General features: G+C 59.3%; 16 protein-coding genes. 11 read left to right on the forward strand and 5 right to left on the reverse strand.

Annotated features, from left to right (window positions below):
• Positions 1 to 346 precede the first annotated feature (346 nt).
• The 4 genes from ACA069_RS11865 (at position 347) to ACA069_RS11880 (ending at position 2,832) form a co-directional block, all read left to right on the forward strand.
• Positions 347 to 712, forward strand: coding sequence for a DUF6124 family protein (locus tag ACA069_RS11865; RefSeq protein WP_497617668.1), 366 nt, complete (start codon positions 347 to 349; stop codon positions 710 to 712).
• A 190-nt stretch (positions 713 to 902) separates the two neighbouring features.
• Positions 903 to 1,097: a hypothetical protein gene (locus ACA069_RS11870; protein ID WP_187680249.1), complete on the forward strand. Its 195-nt coding sequence runs from the start codon at positions 903 to 905 to the stop codon at positions 1,095 to 1,097.
• A gap of 22 nt (positions 1,098 to 1,119) precedes the next feature.
• Complete coding sequence (locus ACA069_RS11875) at positions 1,120 to 1,302, forward strand: hypothetical protein (protein WP_497617670.1); 183 nt, start codon at positions 1,120 to 1,122, stop codon at positions 1,300 to 1,302.
• Positions 1,303 to 1,551: 249 nt separating this feature from the next.
• A complete protein-coding gene (locus ACA069_RS11880) occupies positions 1,552 to 2,832 on the forward strand; it encodes an HAAAP family serine/threonine permease (RefSeq protein ID WP_497617672.1) in 1,281 nt (426 codons plus the stop codon).
• A gap of 214 nt (positions 2,833 to 3,046) precedes the next feature.
• Here ACA069_RS11880 and acnB read toward each other — a convergent pair whose 3' ends face one another.
• Positions 3,047 to 5,656 carry a bifunctional aconitate hydratase 2/2-methylisocitrate dehydratase gene (gene acnB / locus ACA069_RS11885; protein WP_489880122.1) on the reverse strand — a complete coding sequence of 870 codons (2,610 nt, stop codon included), beginning with the start codon at positions 5,654 to 5,656 and terminating at the stop codon, positions 3,047 to 3,049.
• Between the two features lie 410 nt (positions 5,657 to 6,066).
• Here acnB and ACA069_RS11890 point away from each other — a divergent pair, with 410 nt between their 5' ends.
• Positions 6,067 to 6,537 carry a DUF1289 domain-containing protein gene (locus ACA069_RS11890; RefSeq protein WP_187680252.1) on the forward strand — a complete coding sequence of 157 codons (471 nt, stop codon included), beginning with the start codon at positions 6,067 to 6,069 and terminating at the stop codon, positions 6,535 to 6,537.
• Between the two features lie 87 nt (positions 6,538 to 6,624).
• On the opposite strand, the gene uspL is transcribed toward ACA069_RS11890, so the two are convergent.
• The gene (uspL, locus tag ACA069_RS11895; RefSeq protein ID WP_497617674.1) at positions 6,625 to 7,488 is read right to left on the reverse strand and encodes a universal stress protein UspL; all 864 of its coding nucleotides are present in this window, start codon (positions 7,486 to 7,488) and stop codon (positions 6,625 to 6,627) included.
• 159 nt (positions 7,489 to 7,647) lie between these two features.
• On the opposite strand from uspL, the gene ACA069_RS11900 reads away from it, so the two are divergent.
• From ACA069_RS11900 to ACA069_RS11910, 3 genes are all read left to right on the forward strand, one after another.
• Entirely contained in the window at positions 7,648 to 8,250 is a 603-nt protein-coding gene (locus ACA069_RS11900; RefSeq protein WP_122607119.1) for a MiaE family protein, read from the forward strand.
• Positions 8,251 to 8,392: 142 nt separating this feature from the next.
• Complete coding sequence (locus tag ACA069_RS11905; protein ID WP_497618223.1) at positions 8,393 to 9,100, forward strand: response regulator; 708 nt, start codon at positions 8,393 to 8,395, stop codon at positions 9,098 to 9,100.
• A complete protein-coding gene (locus tag ACA069_RS11910; protein ID WP_489880032.1) occupies positions 9,101 to 10,387 on the forward strand; it encodes an ATP-binding protein in 1,287 nt (428 codons plus the stop codon). It begins immediately after the preceding gene.
• Positions 10,388 to 10,453: 66 nt separating this feature from the next.
• On the opposite strand, the gene ACA069_RS11915 is transcribed toward ACA069_RS11910, so the two are convergent.
• Positions 10,454 to 11,251, reverse strand: a complete 798-nt coding sequence (locus tag ACA069_RS11915; protein WP_497617677.1) for a MipA/OmpV family protein — start codon at positions 11,249 to 11,251, stop codon at positions 10,454 to 10,456.
• A 244-nt stretch (positions 11,252 to 11,495) separates the two neighbouring features.
• Between ACA069_RS11915 and glsB the strand changes: the two genes are divergently transcribed.
• Positions 11,496 to 12,404, forward strand: a complete 909-nt coding sequence (glsB, locus tag ACA069_RS11920; protein WP_187680255.1) for a glutaminase B — start codon at positions 11,496 to 11,498, stop codon at positions 12,402 to 12,404.
• A 139-nt stretch (positions 12,405 to 12,543) separates the two neighbouring features.
• Positions 12,544 to 14,046, forward strand: a complete 1,503-nt coding sequence (locus ACA069_RS11925) for an aldehyde dehydrogenase family protein (protein WP_497617679.1) — start codon at positions 12,544 to 12,546, stop codon at positions 14,044 to 14,046.
• 66 nt (positions 14,047 to 14,112) lie between these two features.
• On the opposite strand, the gene ACA069_RS11930 is transcribed toward ACA069_RS11925, so the two are convergent.
• Both ACA069_RS11930 and cynS read right to left on the reverse strand, forming a co-directional pair.
• The gene (locus tag ACA069_RS11930; RefSeq protein ID WP_497617681.1) at positions 14,113 to 14,772 is read right to left on the reverse strand and encodes a carbonic anhydrase; all 660 of its coding nucleotides are present in this window, start codon (positions 14,770 to 14,772) and stop codon (positions 14,113 to 14,115) included.
• A 64-nt stretch (positions 14,773 to 14,836) separates the two neighbouring features.
• On the reverse strand, positions 14,837 to 15,304 hold the full coding sequence (cynS, locus tag ACA069_RS11935; RefSeq protein WP_401265513.1) for a cyanase: 468 nt from the start codon (positions 15,302 to 15,304) through the stop codon (positions 14,837 to 14,839).
• Positions 15,305 to 15,423: 119 nt separating this feature from the next.
• Between cynS and cynR the strand changes: the two genes are divergently transcribed.
• Positions 15,424 to 16,311, forward strand: coding sequence for a transcriptional regulator CynR (gene cynR, locus ACA069_RS11940; protein WP_497617683.1), 888 nt, complete (start codon positions 15,424 to 15,426; stop codon positions 16,309 to 16,311).
• The last annotated feature ends 74 nt before the right edge of the window (positions 16,312 to 16,385 follow it).

A 16,385-nucleotide genomic window follows, 5' to 3' on the forward strand; every position in this document is an offset into this window, starting at 1 on the left:
TTGATGCGTCTGTTTAAAGACACCCGAAGTTACGTGCCAATGCCCACAAATTCTTGCGCCGTTGCCTACGCGTACGCCAGAATCCGCCGGCTTGTGCGCCTGGAGGTCGGTCGGTAACTTGGTCTGCATCACTGATTTCCAGTGATCGGGCTTAGCGGCCCGGCTACTCTCAGTTGCACAAGTCTCATCCAGTCCAGGTTTACGTCTGCGCTTGATGGTGGCTGTGCGCATGGCACCTTCGGGTGCACCGGGTTCTGAGAGCTTACCGGTCCGCTAACTTGCGCATAGCCGCCACCCTTTTGCTTAGCGGTTAAAGGGATGTGGCCTTAACAGAGGTAAGCTCATCATGTTCAAGGTAACGCCAAACCCGCCGATCTTCGATCCGGCATCCCCCTACGAATCCCCCAACTCCAAGAAATTCCACGAAGCCGCCGAGCGCGCCCTCGACCATTACCTGGCCCCGTCAGTCGCCGAGATCATGGCCGCGCCCTACGTCCCCAATCGCCTGTACATGGCCAACCCGGCCGCCAGTAACGAAGCCTTGCTGGCCGACGCCAGCGAAACCCTTGGCTCGGTCAACGTCACGCTCAACAACTTCGCCGCACTGCTTGAAGGTACGCATCGCCAAACGGCGCTGGGCATTGCGCAGAACGTGATGCTGGCTGAGCTGGCGGTCAATCAAGTGCTCGATAAATGGGTGCCGGCGCAGTAGACCCACGCGGTGGCGGGGCGTGTAGCTCCGCCACTGTTGCTATGGCGGCTTTGTATGAGGCTGCTTACCCGATTCCCGGATTTTGCCTACAAATCCGCCGGATTCGTCCGCTATCAGGCACGGGATGAATAGGAAATCATGAGGGTACAAAGTAGTCCCGGCAGTCATTGCCAACAGCCAAGGAAGGCGCATGCTTCAGAACGATCGGGAAAATCTGGAACTCGAAAGGCTTCAAAATGAAATTCGTAAACTCGTTGTTGAGAGACTCAAGCTCATGGCGGAGGAAGGCAAATTAAAGCGAGAAAAATTCTGGTATCCAGTCGCGGTAGGCACTGGGGGGCTGACCGCGCTTGCTGCTGTATTAACTCTTTTGATCAAGTTTTAAGTTAACCCGGAAAAGAATAATCATGACCCTAGAAGAACGTGTTGCCAGAATTGAACGTCTGTATCAGGAGGGCACCGAACTTGCTGAAGAAGCGCAAGACCTCTCACCAGCGGAAATCCGCTCAGAGTTATTCAGGTTCAGCATGGGGGCGCTATTTGCCTTGGTAGTGCTCATCATTGGGACGATAGTTCTCCGTTCGCTTTGAAACGTCCTCGGCAAGTTCGGCGCAAGACATGTTTAAAAACGACGCCGAACATACCTGAAGCCGACAGCAATTTCCCCAAAAACGACACCCCTCTGTTCTGCTCCGCACAACCATTCCTCAGCTAAGTCTTTGCTTCTGCTCATTTATCGCGGAGAATCGCGCCCCTGTTTCGGCCGGAGCATGTCTGTCGGTTTTTTCCGACGCGTCCTGACCGAGTGGCAAGTGACCGGAATGCGGAGATCCGACCGGATGAATGATCAGGCCAAAAGCGTCGACCAACGCTTTGATGCAGCAGCACCCGCTGAACTTTCGAGCTGGAATCGCCAGGACACCACCTGGATGTTGGGACTGTTTGGGACGGCCATCGGCGCCGGCACCCTGTATTTGCCAATCAACGCAGGATTGGGTGGCTTCTGGCCGCTGGTGATCCTCACGTTGCTGGCGTTCCCGATGACGTTCTTCGCACACCGTGGTCTGACCCGCTTCGTGCTCTCCGGTCGCGAAGGCGCCGACATCACGGATGTCGTCGAGGAGCATTTCGGCATCAAGGCCGGTGCACTGATCACGCTGCTGTACTTCTTCGCCATCTTCCCGATCCTGCTGATCTACAGCGTGGGCCTGACCAACACGGTTGCCAGCTTTCTCGAACATCAACTGCACATCACGCCACCACCACGGGCGATTTTGTCGTTTGTGCTGATCCTGGGTCTGCTGGCGGTGGTGCGTTGCGGCGAGCAGGCAATCGTCAAGGCGATGAGCCTGATGGTCTATCCGTTCATCGTCGCGCTGTTGTTTCTGGCGGTTTACCTGATTCCACACTGGAATGGCGGCATCCTCGCCACCGCTTCGCAAGTGCCACCACCGTCGGCGTTGCTGCACACGCTGTGGCTGGCGATTCCGGTGATGGTGTTCTCGTTCAACCACTCACCGATCATCTCGGCGTTTGCGGTGGATCAGAAGTGTCGTTATGGCGACAACGCTGACCAGCGCAGCTCACAGATTTTGTGCCGCGCCCACCTGTTGATGGTGGTGATGGTGCTGTTTTTCGTGTTCAGTTGCGTGCTGACCCTGTCGCCGGAGCAACTGGCGCAAGCGAAGGATCAGAACCTGTCGATCCTGTCGTACCTGGCCAACCACTTCAGCAACCCGACCATCGCGTTTGCGGCGCCGTTGATTGCTTTCGTGGCGATCTCCAAGTCGTTCCTCGGTCACTACATCGGTGCCAGCGAAGGTCTGAAAGGCCTGATCATCAAGAGTGGCAAGCGTCCGGGCGCCAAGGCGCTGGACCGCATGGTGGCGGCGTTCATGCTGGTAATCTGCTGGATCGTCGCAACCCTGGACCCAAGTATTCTGGGCATGATCGAGACCGTCGGTGGCCCAGTGATCGCAGCGATTCTGTTCCTGATGCCGATGTACGCGATTCGCAAAGTACCGGCGATGGCCCGTTATCGTGGCCAGGCGTCGAACGTGTTTGTCACCGCTGTTGGTCTGGTGGCTATCTCGGCGCTGGTTTACAAGCTGTCGCTGTAAAGCAAGATCAATAGATCGCAGTAACAAAAGCCGCTGTACACGATGTGTGCAGCGGCTTTTTTTCGCCTGTCTGGCGCCCATCAGAGGTGTCGCCTGACATGCCGCCATCGCTGGCTTGCCAGCGATGAGGCCGGGACAGGCTCTGACTATTCAGCAGGCATAAAAAAACGCCGCTCATCTCACGATGGGCGGCGTTCTTTATTGCGTTGTAGCGTTAGGCTTGAACGACCGGAATGTTGGCGTTCGCAGCAGCTTCACGGAACTCGGCGATCTGGTCGAAGGACAGGTAGCGGTAGATATCGGCCGCCATGCTGTCGATCTTGCCAGCGTATTCCATGTACTCCTCGACGGTCGGCAGGCGACCCAGGATCGAAGCAACGGACGCCAGCTCAGCCGAAGCCAGGTAGACGTTCGCGCCGTCGCCCAGACGGTTCGGGAAGTTACGGGTCGACGTCGACACCACGGTGCTGTTCGGCTCAACGCGTGCCTGGTTACCCATGCACAACGAGCAGCCTGGCATTTCCATGCGTGCGCCAGCCTTGCCGTAGATGCCGTAGTAGCCTTCTTCGGTCAGTTGGTGAGCGTCCATTTTGGTCGGCGGCGACAGCCACAGACGGGTTGGCAGCTGACCTTTGACCTGATCCAGCAGTTTACCGGCAGCGCGGAAGTGACCGATGTTGGTCATGCACGAACCGATGAACACTTCGTCGATCTTCTCGCCAGCAACGCTGGACAGCAGACGGGCGTCGTCCGGATCGTTTGGCGCGCACAGTACAGGCTCGCTGATGTCGGCCAGATCGATTTCGATGACTTCGGCGTATTCGGCGTCGGCATCGGCTTCCATCAGCTCAGGGTTGGCAACCCAGGCTTCCATCGCTTGGGCGCGACGTTCCAGAGTACGTGCATCGCCGTAACCTTCGCCGATCATCCAGCGCAGCAGGGTGATGTTGGAGTTCAGGTACTCGGTGATCGACTCTTTCGACAGCTTGATGGTGCAACCGGCAGCCGAACGTTCGGCCGAGGCGTCGGACAGTTCGAAAGCCTGTTCCAGCGTCAGGCCTTCCAGGCCTTCGATTTCCAGGATGCGGCCGGAGAAGGCGTTTTTCTTGCCTTTCTTCTCGACGGTCAGCAGACCGTTCTGGATAGCGAAGTAAGGAATGGCATGAACCAGGTCACGCAGGGTGATGCCAGGTTTCATTTTGCCTTTGAAGCGCACCAGGATCGATTCCGGCATGTCCAGCGGCATAACGCCAGTGGCTGCGGCGAACGCGACCAGACCGGAACCGGCCGGGAACGAGATGCCCATCGGGAAACGGGTGTGCGAGTCACCACCGGTACCCACGGTGTCCGGCAGCAGCATGCGGTTCAGCCACGAGTGGATGATGCCGTCGCCCGGACGCAGGGAAACGCCGCCGCGGGTCATGATGAAGTCAGGCAGGGTGTGGTGGGTGGTCACGTCGATCGGCTTTGGATAAGCCGCGGTGTGGCAGAACGACTGCATCACCAGATCAGCGGAGAAGCCCAGGCACGCCAGGTCTTTCAGTTCGTCACGGGTCATTGGACCGGTGGTGTCCTGAGAACCCACGGTGGTCATCTTCGGTTCGCAGTAGGTGCCAGGACGAACGCCTTGGCCTTCTGCCAGACCGCAAGCCTTGCCGACCATTTTCTGCGCCAGGGTGAAACCCTTGGTGCTTTCAGCCGGTGCTTCAGGCTTCTTGAACAGGTCGAACGCTGGCAGACCCAGCTCGGCGCGAGCCTTCTCGGTCAGGCCACGGCCGATGATCAGCGGGATACGGCCGCCGGCGCGGACTTCGTCCAGCAGAACCGGGGTCTTCATTTCGAAGGTGGTCAGGACTTCGTCGGTGCCGTGTTTGCAGACTTTGCCAGCATGCGGGTACAGGTCGATCACGTCGCCCATGTTCATGTTGGAAACGTCGAACTCGATTGGCAGTGCGCCGGCATCTTCCATGGTGTTGTAGAAGATTGGTGCGATTTTGCTGCCGAAGCAGAAACCGCCAGCGCGCTTGTTCGGCACGTAAGGCACGTCGTCGCCGAAGAACCACAGCACCGAGTTGGTAGCGGATTTACGCGAGGAACCGGTACCGACCACGTCACCGACGTAGGCGATCGGGAAGCCTTGACCGCGCATTTCTTCGATCTGCTTCATCGGGCCGATGGCGCCCTGCTGATCAGGAACGATGCCGTCGCGAGCCATTTTCAGCATGGCCAGGGCGTGCAGCGGGATGTCTGGACGCGACCAGGCGTCTGGAGCAGGGGACAGGTCGTCGGTGTTGGTTTCGCCAGTTACTTTGAAGACGCGCAGGCTGATCTTGTCGGCCAGGGTCGGGCGGTTCTTGAACCACTCGCCGTCAGCCCAGGATTGCAGCACGGCTTGGGCGTGAGCGTTGCCGTTCTTGGCTTTTTCCGCCACGTCGTGGAACGCATCGAACATCAGCAGGGTGTGCTTGAGTTGCGCGGCAGCGACTGGCGCCAGTTCGGCGTCGTCCAGCAGGTCAACCAGGGTCACGATGTTGTAGCCGCCCTGCATGGTGCCGAGCAGTTCTACAGCGCGCTTTTTGTCCAGCAGAGGGGAGGAAACTTCGCCCTTGGCCAGTGCAGACAGGAAACCGGCTTTGACATAAGCGGCTTCGTCCACGCCTGGTGGAATGCGATTGGTGATCAGGTCAACGAGGAATTCTTCTTCGCCAGCCGGAGGGTTTTTCAGCAGCTCGACCAGGCCTGCTGTTTGTTCGGCGTTAAGCGGCTGGGGAACGATACCCAGGGCTGCACGCTCTTCGATATGTTTGCGGTAGGCTTCAAGCACAGTTATTACCCTCATCAGTGGTCCCAAATGGGTGTCCGGGACGCTCATCCCGAAATGGTCGTACTCATGCGCTGCGTGGCGTTGTGGGCCACTTAGCCAGAATTACCGACCATTCCTTACAGAAGCTGCTTTCAAAGTTTTACGCCTGCAGAACGGGGAGCTGATGAGGGTTGGCGTTGGGTTTTTCCCCGCTGGAAAAACCCTTCGCCAACACCGCTCTGAAGGAACGACTGTGCTCGTGACGCTTTGAAAACAGCTTCTAACGGACATTGGCGCCTTAAAAGGCTGGCTGATTCTACGGCAAAAAAAAATTAAAGGTAAGTTCGTCCCTGATGTTTGAGGGGTGATGAATGTTAGACAAAGGGCTAACATGCCGACCTGTTCCGCGTTTCAGTGCCTTTGCCTACCTTATGCCCAATCAGACCATCAAGACCCCCTGCGTCGGCCTCTGCTCCACTGTTTACGGTGATCTGGTGTGCCGTGGCTGCAAGCGTTTCCATCACGAAGTGATCAACTGGAATGGTTACGGTGAGGAGGAAAAGCGTGCGGTGTGGTTGCGCCTGGAACAATTGCTGTCACAAGTGATGGCGGGCAAGGTCGAAATTTTCGATCCCGCGCGCCTTCGCCAGCAGCTGGAACAGCGCAAGATCCGCTTCGTGCCGCATCAGTCGGAATATTGCTGGGCGTATCAGCTGATTGCCCGGGGGGCGCGGGTGATCATTAATCTCGAAGCGTATGGCATGGTGCTGCTGCCGGAGTTTCGTGACTGGAATCTGCCGGAGTTGCGCGATGCCATTGATCGGGAATTCTTCCTGCTGTCGGAAGCGCACTATCAGCGCTACATCGCGCCCGGCTTTTTGAAGGACGCCTTCGGCGCCTGAAAGTCAAAAGATCGCAGCCTTCGGCAGCGCCTACAGGGTAATGCGATCTACCTGCAGGCGCTGCCGAAGGCTGCGATCTTTTGATCTTTAGTGCTTCGCCGTCAACTCCACCAGATGATCCTCAACCTCCTGCGGCTTTAGCACCAGCACATCACTTTCCAGCTCATCCAGCACCACTTCAGCGGTATTGCCGATCAGCGCCCCTGACAAGCCTGTGCGCGCCACGGTGCCGATCACGGTCACCGCCGCTTGCAGCTTGTGCGCCATAAACGGAATCAACACATCCGCCGGGCCTTCCTCGATGTGCAAATGTGCGTCGTCGACGTCGAATTCCGCCTGAAACGCCCGGCACTGTTCACGATAGCGCGCCTCGATGGTCTCACTGAGTTGCAGCGTGGGGTCTGCGGCCGACAACATCGGCGAGGGATGGGCGCTGATCACATGCAGATGCCCCTTGGCCAGGCTGGCAATGTCATAGCCATGATCAATGATGGTGGTGTGCAGATGACGGTGCTCACCGTCGACATTGCCCACGTCGACAGCGGCCAGAATCACCCGGTCCTTCCAGGAAGTGGACGTTTTCACCAACAGCACCGGAGTAGGGCAGTGGCGCAGCAGCTTCCAGTCCGCCGGGGTCAGCAGGGCTTTTTTCAGCGAGCTGTCGGGGAAATGCTGTTTGACTACCAGTCCGCAGCCTTCGGCCTGCTGCACGTCGATGATGGTTTCGTGCAGGCTCTCGTTCCACGCCTGCTCAGTGGTCACGCTGTAGCCGTCCTCTAGCAGCGCAGCTTTGAGTACGCTGAGCATGGCGGCGTGGTCGTGCTTCTTGTCGCACACCAGCAGGTGCAGATGGGCCTGGGTCACCCCGGCGATCAACTTGGCGCGCTTGAGCGCCAGGCTTTCCGAGTGTTCGGGTTCGATGACCACCAGAATGCTGCGAATGGCTTGCATGAGCGGAGTCTCCAGCAAAGAAAAGGCACGGCGTTGCACAACTATAGTTGCTGCTCCAACACCTGCGACTTGATGCATATCAACACCCGCCGCTGGTGGTCTGCGGACAGGCCGGTATAATCGGCGCCCTTCGCTCGAACACCTTTTACCGTGAGCCCCATGATCCTTCCCGAAATCCACGAATTCCTTGGCTGCCGCACACCCGACGCCTGGGTGCAGGCGGCACTGGCCGATCAGGAAACCCTGCTGATCGACCACAAAAACTGCGAGTTCAAGGCGGCCAGCACCGCACTGAGCCTGATAGCCAAGTACCATTCCCACGTCGATCTGATCAACATGATGTCGCGTCTGGCCCGGGAAGAACTGGTGCACCACGAACAGGTCATGCGCATCATGAAGCGCCGCAAGATCGAGCTGCGTCAGTTGCATGCCGGCCGCTACGCCTCGGGCCTGCGCAAAGTGGTACGCAGCCATGAGCCGGTGAAACTGGTCGATACGCTGGTGGTCGGGGCGTTTATCGAAGCGCGCAGTTGCGAGCGTTTCGAAGCACTGGTGCCGCATTTGGACGAAGAACTCGGCAAGTTCTACTTTGGCCTGCTGAAAAGCGAGGCGCGGCATTTTCAGGGTTATCTGAAGCTGGCTTATCAATATGGCGATGCAAAAGACATCGCTCAGGTGATCGAGAAGGTGCGTGCTGCCGAGCAAGAACTGATCGAATCGCCGGACGACGAGTTCCGTTTCCATAGCGGCGTACCTGCCTGAGATTGTTAAAAACTCTTAAGAGTATGAAACATCACCGAAAACCGGCCCCAGTGGCCGGTTTTTGCTGCCCGCTGTAAACGCCACAACAATGTTTGCCGCCATAATGGCGCCCACTTCACACATGGGTTGGCAAATGGTCGTTATGGATAACCTGGGTTTTGGCAAAGTCCTGCTGGTGGAAGACGATGAGCGCCTTGCCGCACTGATCGCGCACTTCCTCGAACAGCACGGCTACGAGGTGCGCACGGTGCATCGCGGTGATCTGGCCGTGGCCGCGTTCCATGAGTTCAAACCGAAAGTGGTGGTGCTCGACCTGATGCTGCCGGGGAAGAGCGGTCTGCACGTGTGCCGGGAAATCCGCAGTGTGTCGGACACGCCGATCGTGATTCTGACCGCCAAGGAAGACGATCTCGACCACATTCTGGGCCTTGAGTCCGGTGCCGATGACTGCGTGATCAAGCCGATCAAACCGCCGGTATTGCTGGCCCGATTGCGCGCATTGCAGCGGCGGCAGGCGCCGGACAGTGGCGTAGTCAGTTCTCTGGAATTCGGTCAGTTGAGCATCGACCGCAGTTGCCGCGAGGTACGCCTGGCGGGCGAGATCATCGAAATGACCACCATGGAATTCGAGCTGCTGTGGTTGTTGGCCAGTGCGGCCGGCAATACGCTTTCACGCGATGATATCCTCAACCGTATGCGCGGCATTGCCTTCGATGGGCTGAACCGCAGCGTCGACGTGTACATCAGCAAATTGCGCAACAAGCTCAAGGACAACCCACGCGAACCGGTGTGCATCAAAACCGTGTGGGGCAAGGGTTATCTGTTCAATCCGTTTGCGTGGGAGCTGTAGATGCTGCGGTTATTTCTCGGTCTGTTTCTGGTGATGACGGTGGGGCTGGTGTTGGCTCTGCAGACGGTCGAGCGCACATTCGACGCGCTGCTCGATTATCAGATGGAGGATTACAACCGCGAGGCGATGCGTGGGCAGGTCTGGACGCTGAGCGAGCTATTGCGTGGCCTCGACGGCCCGGCACGGGAAAAGCAGCTTGAGGCCATTCGCCCGCACTACGGTTCGGGGCTGACGCTGGTTGAAGCCGAACAACTGGCATTGAGCGACAAGGAAAAAACCGAGCTGGCTCAAGGGCGACTGGTGATCCGCGACAAGTACACCCACTACATCGGCTCAATTGATGGCGGCTCGCAGTTGCTCAGTATCCGTCTGCCGGCCGAGCCCAGTTTGATGCCGTTTTACCTTGCGGCGGCGTATCTGATGATCGCGGTGATGATTGGTTTTGTCCTGTTCTTCTGGGTGCGTCCGCACTGGCGTGATCTGGAAAAACTGCGCCTGGCCGCCGAACGTTTCGGCGACAACGATCTGTCAGTACGCATTCAGCTGTCCAAGCGCTCGAACATCCGTGATCTGGCCGAGCACTTCAACCTGATGGCCGCACGTATCGAAAGCCTCATCGCCAATCAGCGCGAATTGACCAATGCGGTATCCCACGAACTGCGCACGCCGATTGCGCGGCTGTCGTTTGAGCTCGATCAGCTCAAGCAGTCTCCGGACGCCAGCCAGAATCGCGAACTGATTGCCGATATGTACGCCGACCTTGGCGAGCTGGAGGAAATGGTCTCCGAGCTGCTGACCTATGCCAGCCTCGAGCGCGGCGCGACGGTGATCAAGCGCGAGAACATTCAGGCGGCCAATTGGCTGGACAGCGTGGTCGGCAGTGTGGCGCTAGAGGCAGAGGCGGCGGGGGTGCAGTTGTTGATCGGTGATTGCCGCCTCGACACGGTGCGCATCGAGCCACGGTTCATGGCACGGGCGGTGATCAACCTGCTGCGCAATGCAATTCGCTATGCCGAGCAGCGTGTGGAGGTGACGCTGGTGCGCACGGGTGATTACTACGAAGTGCGGGTCAACGATGACGGGCCGGGGGTGCCGGTGGATGGACGGGAGAAGATCTTTGAACCGTTCTCGCGGCTGGATGCCAGCCGGGATCGCCGCACGGGTGGTTTTGGCCTGGGATTGGCGTTGGTGCGGAGGGTCTCGCAATCCCATGGTGGGCAGGTCGAAGTCGGGGATTCGCCTTGGGGCGGGGCGTCGTTTCGCATGACCTGGGCGCATCTGGATTGATTGCACTGTCAGTGGCGGCCTCATCGCTGGCTTGCCAGCGATGAGGTCATCAAAGACGCCACAAAATCAAAAGCTGTACGCCACCTGCCCAACCACTGAAGTCTGCAACCTGCGCTCGACAATCGGGCTGTCCGCAGCCTCACTACTCAGGTACTGCACCGCCAGCACCGAAGACACACTCCAGCGCTCATCAATGGGCAACGTCCAGGTCAACTCTCCACCGCGACTGATCAGCCCGCCTTTCGCCTCATAAGCGCCGAACTTGCTGCGCGCAGCCTGCGCCGAGCTGACGCCGTACCAGGTGCGCAGGTAATCGCCATCGCCAAACTGGCTGTTCAACCCGCCGATCACTTTGCCATAGCGACCTTCATACAACGGCAGGTTGATGCTCAGCTTCAGGCGATTCCACGACGAGCCGGTGTCGCGGTCATCCTCGTCCTTTTCCAGCGCATGCTCGAAGCTCGCTCCAAGAATGATCGGTCCCATGTGGTAGCTGCCATCCACGCCCAACACCGGGCGTGATTTGATCGAACCCATGCCGTTCAACTCGTCAGAGCCTTTGAATCCGCTCTTGCGATCCTTGCGCACATCGCTGGCCCCGACGTAGACGCTGAGACCGAAATTGTCCTCATCAAACCCCCAACCCAATCCCCGACCAGTGTCGAGAAAAAAGCCCTGGGGGCTTACCACTTTGACACCCACCAGCGGCGCCGTTACCCGCTCATCACTGCCGCTGTAGCGCGGCGCGTTAACTGCGCCTGCATGCAGCGTCGTGTGCCAGTCTTCGGCGCGCAACGAACCGCCGGGAATCAGCAAGCAAAGGGAAGTCAGAGACAAGGAGAGTATGCGAAACGGAACTGGCATGAGGCACCTGAGAGTCATGTGGATGCGCCCATGCTAGGTGGCTGCCGGCCAGCAATCTTTGGCAGCTTTGTCGGGAAACTGTCAAAGACTGTGAAGGCAGTCACCAGGTGCTCTCCGATAGCAGGGGTGTGCGCTTGGGCCTGGAACATTTTGCTCGACACCCGCCGGTGTGATTCGACCCGCGCCGGCAGCGTCTAGCCCCAGTGTCCCCGCAATCCTATGGGGCGAGACTTCGGAACCCGGCATGCAAGCGCTGTTGAACGAGATCCTGGACGCTGTCCGGCCCCTGATCGGTCAGGGCAAAGTGGCTGACTACATTCCTGCCCTCGGCACCGTGCCGGCCAATCAGTTGGGCATCGCCGTGTATGGCAACGACGGCGAGATGTATTTTGCCGGCGACGCCGAGACACCGTTCTCGGTGCAGAGTATTTCCAAGGTGTTCAGCCTGGTGCAGGCGATTGATCACTCGGGTGAGGCGATCTGGGAACGCCTCGGCCATGAGCCGTCCGGTCAGCCGTTCAACTCGCTGGTGCAACTGGAATTCGAGCGTGGCCGACCGCGTAATCCGTTCATCAATGCCGGTGCGCTGGTGATCTGCGACATCAACCAGTCGCGCTTCGCCGCACCGACCCTGTCGATGCGTGATTTTGTCCGGCGCCTGTCGGGCAATCCGCAAGTCATGATCGACGCCAAGGTCGCTGATTCCGAATATCAGCACCGTGCGCGCAACGCGGCGATGGCGTACCTGATGCAATCCTTCGGCAACTTCCACAACGACGTCGAGTCGGTTCTGCGTAGCTATTTCAGCCATTGCGCGCTGCGCATGAACTGCATTGATCTGGCCCGGGCGTTCTGCTTTCTGGCCAACGACGGTTTCTGCAAACACAGTGGCGAACAGATACTGACGCGCCGCCAGACCCAGCAGGTCAACTCGATCATGGCCACCAGCGGACTGTATGACGAGGCGGGCAACTTCGCCTATCGCGTCGGCCTGCCGGGTAAGAGTGGCGTAGGCGGCGGGATCGTCGCGGTGGTGCCGGGGCAGTTCACTGTGTGCGTGTGGTCGCCAGAGTTGAATGCTGCGGGGAATTCGCTGGCGGGGATGGCGGCGCTGGAGATGCTCAGTTCGCGGATTGGCTGGTCGGTGTTCTGACCCGATCAGTCAAACACCACAAAATCCTGTGGGAGCTGGCAAGCCAGCTCCCACCGGGATAGCGGTGTTTGCGGAAGGTGTATTTCAGCGAAGAATCCTATACATTTTGCGCCCGCCCTCTGCATGGTGAATCCGCTTCATGTCTCTTGCGCTCGAACGTCTGGTTGCTGGCACGCCGATCCCTTTCGCTGGTAACCGCGTCACCGTGGTCAGCCCCGAACTGGCCGCGCGCTTTCAGCCCGGTGATCACCTGCTGGTTGAGCAGGTGAGTGGCGAACTGTTGCTGATTCCGGTCGCCGATCAACAAGCGGCCTCTGTCGCGATCGAACGTGCGGCGGCGGCATTTACCGCGCTGTCGGCGGTGTCCGATGAGGCGATCAGTCAATTCTTCGATCTGTTCGCGCAGCGCCTGGAAACACCGGATTGCTGGGCACAGATTGAAGCAGCCAATCTCGCCGATATCGAGCGGGCCAAGGCACGCGGGCGTTCCACCACGCGTCTGCTCGCCGACGAGCGTATGCGCGGCGATATGATTGCCGGCCTGCGTGCCTGGCGTGATGCGCCGGCGACGCGCGGTAAAGTCATCAGCAGCGTCGAACACGACGGCTGGAAGGTCGAGCAGGTGGTCTCGCCGCTGGGTATCGTCGCGTTTGTCTTTGAAGGTCGCCCTAACGTCTTCGCCGATGCGGCCGGTGTCTTGCGTACCGGTAATACAGCGGTGCTACGGATTGGCAGCGATGCGCTGGGGACGGCGCAAGCCATCGTCACACATGCGCTGAACCCGGCGTTGGCTGCGGCCGGTCTGCCGGCGGGCGCGGTGTCGTTGGTGGAGAGCGTCAATCACGCCGCCGGTTGGGCGATGTTTGCCGATCGGCGCTTGTCGCTGGCGGTGGCTCGTGGTTCGGGGCGCGCGGTCAGTCAACTGGGCAGCATTGCCCAGCAGGCCGGGACTGCGGTCAGCCTGCATGGCACCGGTGGGGCGTGGTTGATTGCCGATCGTGAAGCTGATGCCAAACGCTTTGCGGCGGTGGTACGCAATTCGCTGGATCGCAAAGTCTGCAACACCCTGAACGTCTGCCTGATTCAGCGCGAGCGCGCCGCCGAACTGGTGCCACTGTTCCTCGATGCGCTGCAACAGGCCGGCACCGCGCGCGGCCAAGGCTGCAAATTGCACATCGTCGAAGGCAGCGAAAGTTGCCTGCCCACTGAATGGCAGAACGCGACGGTCGAGGTCTATCGCGCCGAGGGTTATCAGACCGAAGCACTGGCCGAACCGCTGGCAGAGTCGGAGCTGGGTCGCGAGTGGGAATGGGAAGAAACCCCGGAGGTCAGCCTGATGATCGTTGACGATCTGGATCAGGCCATTGCGCTGTTCAATCGCTACAGCCCGCAATTTACCGTGTCGCTGATCAGCGAAGATGCGCAGGTTCAGGAGCGGTTCTACAACGCGGTGAATGCGCCGTTTGTGGGCAATGGCATCACCCGATGGGTCGATGGCCAGTACGCACTGAACAAGCCGGAACTGGGGCTTTCGAACTGGGAGAGCGGGCGGTTGTTTGCGCGCAGCGCGATTCTTTCCGGGGATGGTGTGTTTACGGTGCGCAGTCGCATGAGCCAGATCGACCTGACCGTAAAACGCTGACTGCGTTGTGCAGGAACTGCCGAAGGCCCGAGCCTTCGGCAGTTCCTACAGGGGGCAAAGTGTATTTCAGGCTGCTTCGCTGGTGTTTGCCTGAACTGCGCAAGCCGCCGGTTGTTCGGCCAGCGGCACAAAGGTGCGGCGGTCCGAGGACAGCGCATCGATCGAGCCAGTCTCGATGTCATACACCCAGCCATGCAGATTCAGCAGGCCTTTCTCCTGGGCCAGACGCACACTCGGATGGGTCTGGATATTCGCCAGCTGCGCGATCACGTTTTCGCGCACCATCGAACTCAATTTCGCCGCGTCATTGGCATGCGGCCGCGCTTCGTTCACCACTTTCGCCGACTCGGCATGTTGCAGCCAGCCACTGACGGCGGGCAGGTGATCCATGCATTTGCACTTCGCAATCGCCGTCATCGCACCGCAATCAGAGTGTCCGCAGATCACAATGTCCGTCACGCCAAGCACCGCCACCGCATATTCCACCGTCGCCGACACCCCGCCCGGATGAGGGCTGTAGGACGGCACGATATTGCCGGCGTTGCGGATCACAAACAGTTCGCCGGGTTCTTGCTGGGTCAGCAGTTCCGGCACCACGCGGCTGTCGGAGCAGGTGATGAACAAAGTGCCGGGTTGCTGGGTGGTCGCCAGGTGTTTGAACAGTTCGGTGCGTTTCGGGAAGGCTTCGTTCTGGAACTTCAGGAAACCGTCGATCAGGGCTTTCATGGGCGTGTCCTCTTCAATGGAGATCGGTGGGCCCGCACGCGGGGGGCGGGCGGGCCGGGGCACATCAGAACGGACGCAGGGGCAGGAATTTGCCGTCGAGGGTGACCACGGCGCGGGAACCGCCTTCCGGGTCTTCGACTTTCTTGATGTCCAGTTTGAAGTTGATCGCGCTGATGATGCCGTCGCCGAACTGCTCGTGAACCAAAGCTTTGAGGGTCGTGCCGTAGATCTGGATCATCTCGTGGAAGCGGTAGATGGTCGGGTCGGTCGGCACGCCGCTGAGGCTGCCGCGCAGCGGGATGATTTGCAGGGCGGCGACGTCAGCGGCGTCCAGTTCCAGCTTGTCGCCCACTACTTGGGCGGCGTTTTCCGGCAGGGGGTGCTGGCCGAGCAGGGCGGCGGTGACGAAGGCCAGGCTGAGGCCGGTGCCGTCGGCGAGATCCTGCCAGGACAGGTTTTTGCCTGCCTTGAGGTCAAGAATGCGGGTGGTCAGGGCCAGACTGGTGTCGTTGTAGGCGTGGGACTGTTGCATGGTGTCACTCCTTTCAGGGTTGGCTTGCTGTGTGGGATTGATCTTCTGCCGATTTATCCATAGCGTCCAAGACCCATATACAATGCTTCGCATAAGCCTTTCCTATAGATGGTGCACCCATGCTGTTGCGACATTTGCGTTACCTGCTGGCCGTTGCCGATCACGGCGGCTTTACCCGCGCGGCCGAGGCGCTGCATGTCTCGCAGCCGACCCTGTCGCAACAGATTCGCCAACTGGAGGAAACCCTGGGTGTGAATCTGTTTGATCGCACCTCACGATCGGTCAAACCGACCGATGCCGGCGAGGCCTATATCGAATGCGCGCGGCGGGTGCTGGTGGAACTGGAGGCGGGCAAGCGCGCGTTGCATGACGTGAAGGATCTGACCCGTGGCACCTTGCGTCTGGCCATGACGCCGACGTTCATGGCGTATCTGGTCGGGCCATTGGTGCGCGATTGCACGGCGCGGTTTCCGGGGATTCATTTGCAGATCTTCGAGTTGTCGATGGACGACATTGAGGCAGGGCTTGCGGATGACTCGCTGGATATCGCGATTGCATTTACTCCGGTGCGCAGCCCGGACATCGAGTGCATTCCGGCGTTTGTCGAGACGCTGGGGGTGATGGTCGGGCGCGAGCATCCGTTGTACGACAGCACGGCGGTGCTGACCTCGGATGACGTTGCGCAACTGGATTTTGCGCTGCTGGCGCCGGACTTCATCACGCGGTTATTGGTGGATGAGTATTTCCGTCAGCACGGGATCACGCCCAAAGTGCGTATTGAAGTGAATTCGGTCAGTACGCTGCTGGAGGTGGTGCGACATTCGCCGATTGCGACGATGTTGCCGGAGGCGATTGCGACTGAGGATCGCGCTTTGCGCAGGCTGCGGGTAGAAAGCGAAGCGCCGCGGCGAGGGGCGGCGTTGTTGCGGCGCAGGAATAATTATCACAGTGCGGCGGCGGTGGCGTTTGTGGAACTGGTGTTGAGCATGGGAAGCCCCTCACCCTAACCCTCTCCCGGAGGGAGAGGGGACTGACCGAGGTGTTGGTGGCTAATGCGCCGACCTGAAATATTGAAGTTGGA

The sequence above is a fragment of the Pseudomonas sp. LBUM1652 genome (assembly GCF_059716105.1).